General features: G+C 68.4%; 7 protein-coding genes. 4 read left to right on the top strand and 3 right to left on the bottom strand.

The window, feature by feature from the left end:
* The first annotated feature begins 160 nt into the window (after positions 1 to 160).
* The 3 genes from ACSAMQ_RS19435 (at position 161) to ACSAMQ_RS19425 (ending at position 4,064) form a co-directional block, all read left to right on the top strand.
* Positions 161 to 1,381 carry an acetylornithine/succinyldiaminopimelate transaminase gene (locus ACSAMQ_RS19435; RefSeq protein ID WP_435397238.1) on the top strand — a complete coding sequence of 407 codons (1,221 nt, stop codon included), beginning with the start codon at positions 161 to 163 and terminating at the stop codon, positions 1,379 to 1,381.
* A gap of 24 nt (positions 1,382 to 1,405) precedes the next feature.
* Positions 1,406 to 1,825 carry an HIT family protein gene (locus ACSAMQ_RS19430; protein WP_435397237.1) on the top strand — a complete coding sequence of 140 codons (420 nt, stop codon included), beginning with the start codon at positions 1,406 to 1,408 and terminating at the stop codon, positions 1,823 to 1,825.
* Positions 1,826 to 1,958: 133 nt separating this feature from the next.
* The gene (locus tag ACSAMQ_RS19425; protein ID WP_435397236.1) at positions 1,959 to 4,064 is read left to right on the top strand and encodes a TonB-dependent siderophore receptor; all 2,106 of its coding nucleotides are present in this window, start codon (positions 1,959 to 1,961) and stop codon (positions 4,062 to 4,064) included.
* 145 nt (positions 4,065 to 4,209) lie between these two features.
* Here ACSAMQ_RS19425 and hemL read toward each other — a convergent pair whose 3' ends face one another.
* Together hemL and thiE are read right to left on the bottom strand one after the other, a co-directional pair.
* The gene (hemL, locus tag ACSAMQ_RS19420) at positions 4,210 to 5,493 is read right to left on the bottom strand and encodes a glutamate-1-semialdehyde 2,1-aminomutase (RefSeq protein WP_435397235.1); all 1,284 of its coding nucleotides are present in this window, start codon (positions 5,491 to 5,493) and stop codon (positions 4,210 to 4,212) included.
* On the bottom strand, positions 5,486 to 6,124 hold the full coding sequence (gene thiE, locus ACSAMQ_RS19415) for a thiamine phosphate synthase (RefSeq protein WP_435397234.1): 639 nt from the start codon (positions 6,122 to 6,124) through the stop codon (positions 5,486 to 5,488). Before thiE ends, hemL begins: the two co-directional genes overlap by 8 nt.
* Positions 6,125 to 6,159: 35 nt before the next feature.
* Here thiE and ACSAMQ_RS19410 point away from each other — a divergent pair, with 35 nt between their 5' ends.
* Entirely contained in the window at positions 6,160 to 6,384 is a 225-nt protein-coding gene (locus ACSAMQ_RS19410; protein WP_223621016.1) for a rubredoxin, read from the top strand.
* A gap of 145 nt (positions 6,385 to 6,529) precedes the next feature.
* Here the strand turns inward: ACSAMQ_RS19410 and ACSAMQ_RS19405 are convergent, their stop codons facing one another.
* Entirely contained in the window at positions 6,530 to 6,973 is a 444-nt protein-coding gene (locus tag ACSAMQ_RS19405) for a DUF192 domain-containing protein (RefSeq protein ID WP_435397233.1), read from the bottom strand.
* Between the last annotated feature and the right edge of the window lie 284 nt (positions 6,974 to 7,257).

Here is a 7,257-nt window from a genome sequence, read left to right as displayed (position 1 = left end):
AGCGCGCCGCCTCGCTGCGGCCCCGCAGCGGTGGCCAGGCCCGGCCTGCGCGAGGGCGGCGAGAGCGAAACCGGCGAAAGCGCAGCCGGTGCGCCGCTGCGCCCGCCGGCACGATGCGCGACAATGGCGGTCTTCTTCCTTCGATCGCGACCGCCGCCGCATGGACACCGCCTCGCTCTACGCCCTTTCCGAGCGCTATTACCTGCCCGTCTACCGCCCGCGCCGGATCGTGCTCGAACACGGCAAGGGCTCGCGAGTCTGGGACCTCGACGGCCGCGAGTACGTGGACTTCGGCGCCGGCATCGCGGTCAACGCGCTCGGCCACGCGCATCCGGCGCTGGTTCAGGCGCTGACCGAACAGGCCGGCAAGCTCTGGCATACCAGCAACGTATTCATCAGCGAGCCGCCTTTGCGCCTGGCCGAGCAACTCGTGTCCGCGGCCGGTTTCGCCGAGCGCGTGTTCCTGTGCAATTCCGGCGCCGAAGCCAACGAGGCGGCGATCAAGCTGGCGCGCAAGTGGGCTACCGCGCAGGGCCGCGAGCCCGAGCGCCGAGTGATCCTGAGTTTCCGCGGCAGCTTCCACGGCCGCACCCTGGCGGCGGTCACCGCGACCGCGCAGCCGAAATACCACGAGGGTTTCGAGCCGCTGCCGCCGGGCTTTCGCTACAGCGATTTCAACGACCTGGCCGCGGCCGAGGCGGCGATGGCCGCGGGCGATGTCTGCGCGGTGCTGGTCGAGCCGGTCCAGGGCGAGGGCGGGGTCACTCCGGCCACCGCCGAGTTCCTCAGCGGCTTGCGCGATCTGTGCGAACGCCACGACGCCTTGCTGATCCTCGACGAGATCCAGTGCGGCATGGGCCGCAGCGGGCGCCTGTTCGCCTGCCACGGTTACGAGGTCGTGCCGGATGTGGTGACCCTGGCCAAGGCGCTCGGCAGCGGCTTCCCGATCGGCGCCATGCTGGTCGGCCCGAAGGCCGCGCAGTCGATGCAGTTCGGCGCCCACGGCACCACCTTCGGCGGCAATCCGCTGGCCGCGGCGGTCGCGGGCGCGGCGCTGCGCGAGTTGAATTCGCCCGAGCTGATGGCCAACGTCGAGCGTCAGGCGCAGGCGATCCGTGCCGGGCTCGCCGCGCTCGATGGCGAACTCGGCCTGTTCTCGGAGATCCGCGGGCGCGGCCTGATGATCGGGGCGCAGCTGCGCCCCGAATACGCCGGCAAGGCCGGCGAGATCCTCGATCGCTGCATCGAACACGGCCTGCTGGTGCTGCAGGCGGGGCCGGACGTGCTGCGCTTCGTGCCCGCCTTGAACATCGGCGATCGGGACATCGCCGACGGGCTCGCCCGCTTGCGCGCGGCCCTGCTGCAGTTCCTCGAGCGCTGACCCGAACACCGGTTTTAATGCGCGATGAGCGACTGCATCTTCTGCGCCATCCTCGCCGGCCGCGCGCCTGCGAGCCGGGTCTACGAGGACGAGGTCGCAGTGGCTTTCATGGACCTGCGCCAAGCGGTCGAAGGCCACGTCCTGGTCGTGCCGCGCGAGCACATCGAGGACATCTACGCCCTCGACGAGGCCACCGCAGGCCATCTGATGGCGATCGCGGTGCGCATCGCCAAGGCGTTGGCCGCCGAGCAACGGCCGGCCGGGCTCAATCTGTGGCAATCCAACGGTGAGGCCGGCGGCCAGGAGGTCGCGCACGTGCATCTGCACGTGCAGCCGCGTCGCCCGCACGACGGCGTCCTGCGCCTGTATCGCGACGGTTTGCCGGCACCCGCCGATCGCTGCGTGCTGGACCGGCTGGCCGCGCGCATCGCCCGCCATCTCTGACGATTAGGCAGCGAAATCGCGCCAGCGGAACGGCCGACACCGCCCTCGCGGATGCTCCGGCCCGGGGTGGGTCTTTACGGTTCTTTGCTAAACGATAATAATTCTCGTTTGCTTTAGATCCCGGAGTCCCCGCATGTCCCGCAGCCGTCCCGTCCCGGCGCCGCTCGCCCTGGCCATTGGTTTTTGCCTCAGTTTCCCGGTCCTGGCCGACAGTCCCGATGCCGCGGCCGACCAGGCCAAGACCCTCGACCACATCGTCGTCCAGGGCGCCTCCGTCGGTTACAAGGCCGACAACGCCAGCACCGCGACCAAGACCGATACGCCGATCTCGGAGACCCCGCAGGCGATCACCGTGGTTACCGGCGAGCGCATGACCGACCAGGGCGCGGCGAACGTGCAGGACGCGCTCAACTACGCCGCCGGCGTGCGCTCGGACGCCTACGGCCTGGACTCGCGCACCGACTCGGTGCTGATCCGCGGCAGCGCGCCGCAGGAGTACCTCGACGGCCTGCGCAGTTCGTTCAACTACTACACCAGCACCGCGCGCACCGATCCCTACATGCTCGAGCGCATCGAAGTGCTGCGTGGCCCGTCCTCGATGCTGTTCGGTCAGGGCAGCACCGCCGGTGTGGTCAACTTGGTCAGCAAACGTCCGCAGGCGCAAACCTTGCGCGAAGTCGGGGTGCAGCTCGGCAGCTTCGATCGCCGCCAGCTCAATGCCGATTTCACCGGACCGCTGACCGCCGACGGCACCTGGCTGTACCGCATCGTCGGGGTTTATCGCGACAGCGAAACCCAGGTCGACGAGGTCGACGACGACCGCCGCCTGATCGCGCCCTCGCTGACCTGGAAGCCGAGCGAAGACACCTCGCTGACCCTGCAACTGCGCTGGCAGCAGGACCGCAGCGGCTCGACCGCGCAGTTCCTCGGCTGGAGCGGCCTGCTGGCTGCCAATCCGAACGGGCGCATTCCGATCGATCGCTTCGCCGGCAATCCGGGCGATCATTACGACACCGACCGCACCTCCGCGGGCTGGTTGTTCGAGCATCGCTTCAACGACAACTGGAGCATCCGCCAATCGTTCCGCGCGGCGCGCAACAAGGTCGACTACGCCAGCGCCTATGGCGATCCCTTCACCGATCCGTTGAACCCCTTCGTCGACGCGCGGCAACGCGTGATCCGGCGCGAAGGCTGGTTCGCCGATACCGAGGTGCGAATGCAGAACATCGATCAGCACGTCGAGGGACGCTTCAAGACCGGCGCGATCGAGCACCAGATGCTGCTGGGCCTGGACGCAGCGCGTTTCAAGCAGGAAGAGCGGCAACTGTTCGAGAGCGCGGTAGACCGTGGCGGCACCATGCCGGCGATCGACATCTACGATCCGGTTTACCTGCCGCACACGCCGCCGCCGTTCGGTCCGGCGGTCAAGAGCAGCCAGCGCCAGGTCGGCGCGTACCTGCAGGACCAGATGCGTGTCGGCGAACACTGGATCGTGGTTGCCGGCCTGCGTCACGACCGCGCCAAGAACGGCTTGGCCGGCGCCGGCACCGAGGAGTCCAGCGCCACCACCAAGCGCCTGGGCGTCATGTTCCACGATTGGGCCGGCTGGTCGCCGTACGCGAGCTATAGCGAGTCCTTTACCCCGGTGGCGGGCAGCCACGCCATCACCGGCGCTCGCTACAAGCCGAAGAAGGGCGAGCAGATCGAAGCCGGCCTCAAGTTCGAACCGGCCGGCCGCGACCTGAGCTTCACCGCCGCGGCCTACGAACTGCGCGAGGAAAACCGCCTGGTCGCCGACCCGGACCACCCGAACACCAACGTGCAGGCCGGCGAGACCAAGGTCAGCGGCGTGGAGCTCGAACTCACCGGCAAGGTGACCTCCAGCTTCGACATTACCGCGCACTACAACTATCTCGACAACGACAAGCAGCTCGAAGCGACGCCGCGCCACCAGGCCGCAGTATGGGGCAAGCAGCGCTTCAGCATCGGCGGACGCGACGGTTTCGCCGCCGGGCTGGGCCTGCGCTACATGAGCGCCTTCGACAGCCTGCCCGCGCCGACCACGCCCTCGGTCACTCTCGCCGACGCGATGGTCTCGTTCGACACCGGCGCCTGGCGCTGGGCGCTCAACGTCAACAACCTCACCGACAAGCGTTATTTCAGCATCTGCATGGGCCGCGGCGACTGCTGGTTCGGCGCCCGCCGCACCATCGGCCTCAGCGCCACGTTCACTTTCTGACCGTCATCAAAAGCAAAGGGCCGGCGATCGCCGGCCCTTTGTTGTCTATGCGACTGCAGAAACGAGGTCGAGGCCACAGGCAGGCCCGCTTCCTCATGCCGCGGACAGGGGGATTTGCCGTTGCTTCTGCTCTGCGGCCAAACGCCTACAACGTAGCGAAAGTCGCCCGCGCCGCCTCGATGGTCTCGGCGATCTCCGCCTCGCCGTGCGCGCTCGACACGAAGCCGGCCTCGAACGCCGACGGCGCCAGGTACACGCCGCGTTCGAGCATGCCGTGGAAGAAACGATTGAAGCGCTGAGTGTCCGAGCCCAGCGCATCGGCGAAGCTCTGCACCGGGCCTTCGCGGAAATACAGCCCGAACATGCCGGGTGCGCGGGTGGTGTGGAAGGCGACGCCGGCGGCCTTCGCCGCGTCCTCCAACCCATCGCACAGCTGGTGAGTGCTGCGTTCCAGCGCGTCGTGGAAGCCCGGCGCCTGGATCAGTTCCAAGGTCGCCAGGCCCGCGGCCATCGCGACCGGATTGCCGCTGAGCGTGCCGGCCTGATAGATCGGGCCGCTCGGCGCGACCTGGCTCATCAGCTCGCGGCGACCGCCGTAGGCGCCGACCGGCATGCCGCCGCCGATGATCTTGCCGAAGGTGCTCAGGTCCGGAACGATGCCGTAGCGCTGCTGCGCGCCGCCGAGCGCGACGCGGAAACCGGTCATGACTTCGTCGAAGATCAGCAGCGCGCCGTGCCGGGTGCACAGTTCGCGCAGGTGCTGCAGATAGCCGTCGCGCGGCAGGATGCAGTTGGCGTTGCCGACGATCGGCTCGATGATCAGGCCGGCGATGTCGCCGCCCACCTCATCGAACAGAGCGGTCGCGGCGTCGAAATCGTTATAGGGCAGGGTCAGGGTCAAATCGGCCAGCGCCGACGGCACGCCCGGCGAATTCGGCAGGCCCAGGGTCAGCGCGCCGCTGCCGGCCTTGACCAGGAAGCTGTCGCCGTGGCCGTGGTAGCAGCCTTCGAACTTGACGATGCGGCTGCGGCCGGTCGCGCCGCGCGCCACGCGGATCGCCGACAAGGTCGCCTCGGTGCCCGAGTTGACCATGCGCACCATCTCGCAGCTCGGCACGATGCGGGTGATCGCCTCGGCCATCGTCACCTCGAGCGCGTTCGGTACGCCGAAGCTGAGGCCGTGGCGCATGGTCTCGGCGACCGCGGCCAGCACTTGGGGGTGCGCGTGGCCGGCGATCATCGGGCCCCAGGAGCCGACGTAGTCGATGTAGCGGTTGCCGTCGACGTCGTACAGATGGGCGCCTTGCGCGCGTTCGGCGAAGAACGGTTCGCCGCCGACCGACTTGAAGGCGCGTACCGGCGAATTGACGCCGCCGGGCAGCAGTGCGGACGCGCGGGTGAACAGCTCGTGGGAGCGGGTGTTATTCATGGGGGGCTTCTTCGAAACAGGAAAGGTAGGCGCGCACCGCGGCGGCCGGGTCGGGCGCGTCGAATACGCCGCTGATGACCGCCAGCAGATCGGCGCCGGCATCGACGAGCGAACGCGCATTGTCCGGGGTGATGCCGCCGATCGCCACCCGCGGCAGCTCCAGCGCCGCAGCCTGGGCCAGTAGCTGCGGCGAGGCTTTCCGCGCCTGCGGCTTGGTCGGCGAAGGGAAAAATGCGCCGAAAGCGACATAGCTGGCGCCGTGTGCCGCTGCGCTGCGGGCGAGTTCGATCCGGTCATAACACGACGCGCCGACGATCGCCCCGGCGCCGAGCGCCTTGCGCGCCGCATCGAGTTCGCCGTCGTCTTCGCCCAGGTGCGCGCCGTCGGCGCCGAGCTCCGCGGCCAGGCGCCAGTCGTCGTTGACGATCAGCGGCACCCGATGGCGCCGGCACACCGTCAGCAGGGCCTGGGCCTGTCGCCGGCGCAGCGCGGCATCGGCCGATTTATTGCGGTACTGCAGCCATTGGGCGCCGGCCGCCAATACCGTCTCGACCCGGGCCGATAGGCGAGCGGTGTCGGCCTCGTCGGGCGTGATCGCGTACAGGCCGCGGGGCGGCCAAGGAGAGTTCATGCTTCGGCTTCCGTCGGGGAGAGCGGGGTGTGACAATGCGCGTCCCGCAGTCCCCGCATTATCCGCCCATGTCCGAGATCGCCGCGACCACCGCCTACCGCACCTGGATGTGCGTCGTGTGCGGCTTCATTTACGACGAAGCCCAGGGGCTGCCGGAAGAGGGTCTGGCCCCGGGAACGCGTTGGGCCGACGTACCGGACACCTGGACCTGCCCGGATTGCGGGGTGACCAAGGACGACTTCGAGATGATGGAAGTCTGAGTCGACGCTATGGCGGGCGGCGCAGGTCGCGGCGCCTGAACGAAGTTGCCGCCGGGCCGTATGCGTCCGAGCCCCTAGGCACCCGAGCCCCCGCGCTCCCGCTTCGCGGGACCCGCTCTGCCAGGCGCGACCGCGCCGCCCGGCCTTATTCGATACCCGGCCCGAACTTCAGCTTGGCGTCGTCGAGCAGGTTCAGCTGCGCCGCCTGGCCGGCATTCAGTTCGAGCACGTATTTCGCCGGCGCATCGCTGGGATAGGGCGGGCAGCCGTCGCCGCCCGAGCAGGGCGGCACCTCGCGGCGCTGCGAGACCAGCCGCCCACGGGCATCGAAATAGAGGATGTCGAGCGGGATCCGGGTGTTCTTCATCCAGTAGGCCAGCGGCTGTTCGGCTTCGTGTACGAACACCATGCCGCGGTCGGCGGCCATCTCGTCGCGGAACATCAGCCCGCGCGCCCTGGAAGCATCGTCGGCGGCCACTTCCACGGTATAGCGGCGGCCGGCCAGTTCCACCCAGGTCTCGCCGGCATCGGATGTGCAGCCTGCAGCGCTCAGGCCCAGGCAAACGATCGCTATACGTAAGCTCGACATGGCGCTTATCCCTAGGGGTGGAGACTGCGTACGAACATCATCGAAGCGGCTGGCGCGCGTCAATGCGAGCGCCGCGAATTCTTTTCGTGATCCTCTTCCCAATGCGTATTCATGTATGCATAATGCGCGGCCCCGCTGACCGGATACATCGATCGGCGGGGACGCGCAGAAGTGGCGGTTTGGACAGGTGTTGACGGTCTGAAACATTGCTGTAAGATGCGCGGCCCGCCAACCGGTTTGTAAGGTTGTCGGGGCGCGGAAAACGGCGGTTTCGATGAGTGTTG

Origin of the sequence: Lysobacter sp. 1R34A, assembly GCF_051217035.1 — a bacterium.
In the GTDB taxonomy this organism is placed as follows: Bacteria; Pseudomonadota; Gammaproteobacteria; order Xanthomonadales; family Xanthomonadaceae; genus Lysobacter.
The sequence above is the reverse complement of the archived record's forward strand: the minus strand, read 5'-3'. Positions and strand labels throughout refer to the sequence as shown.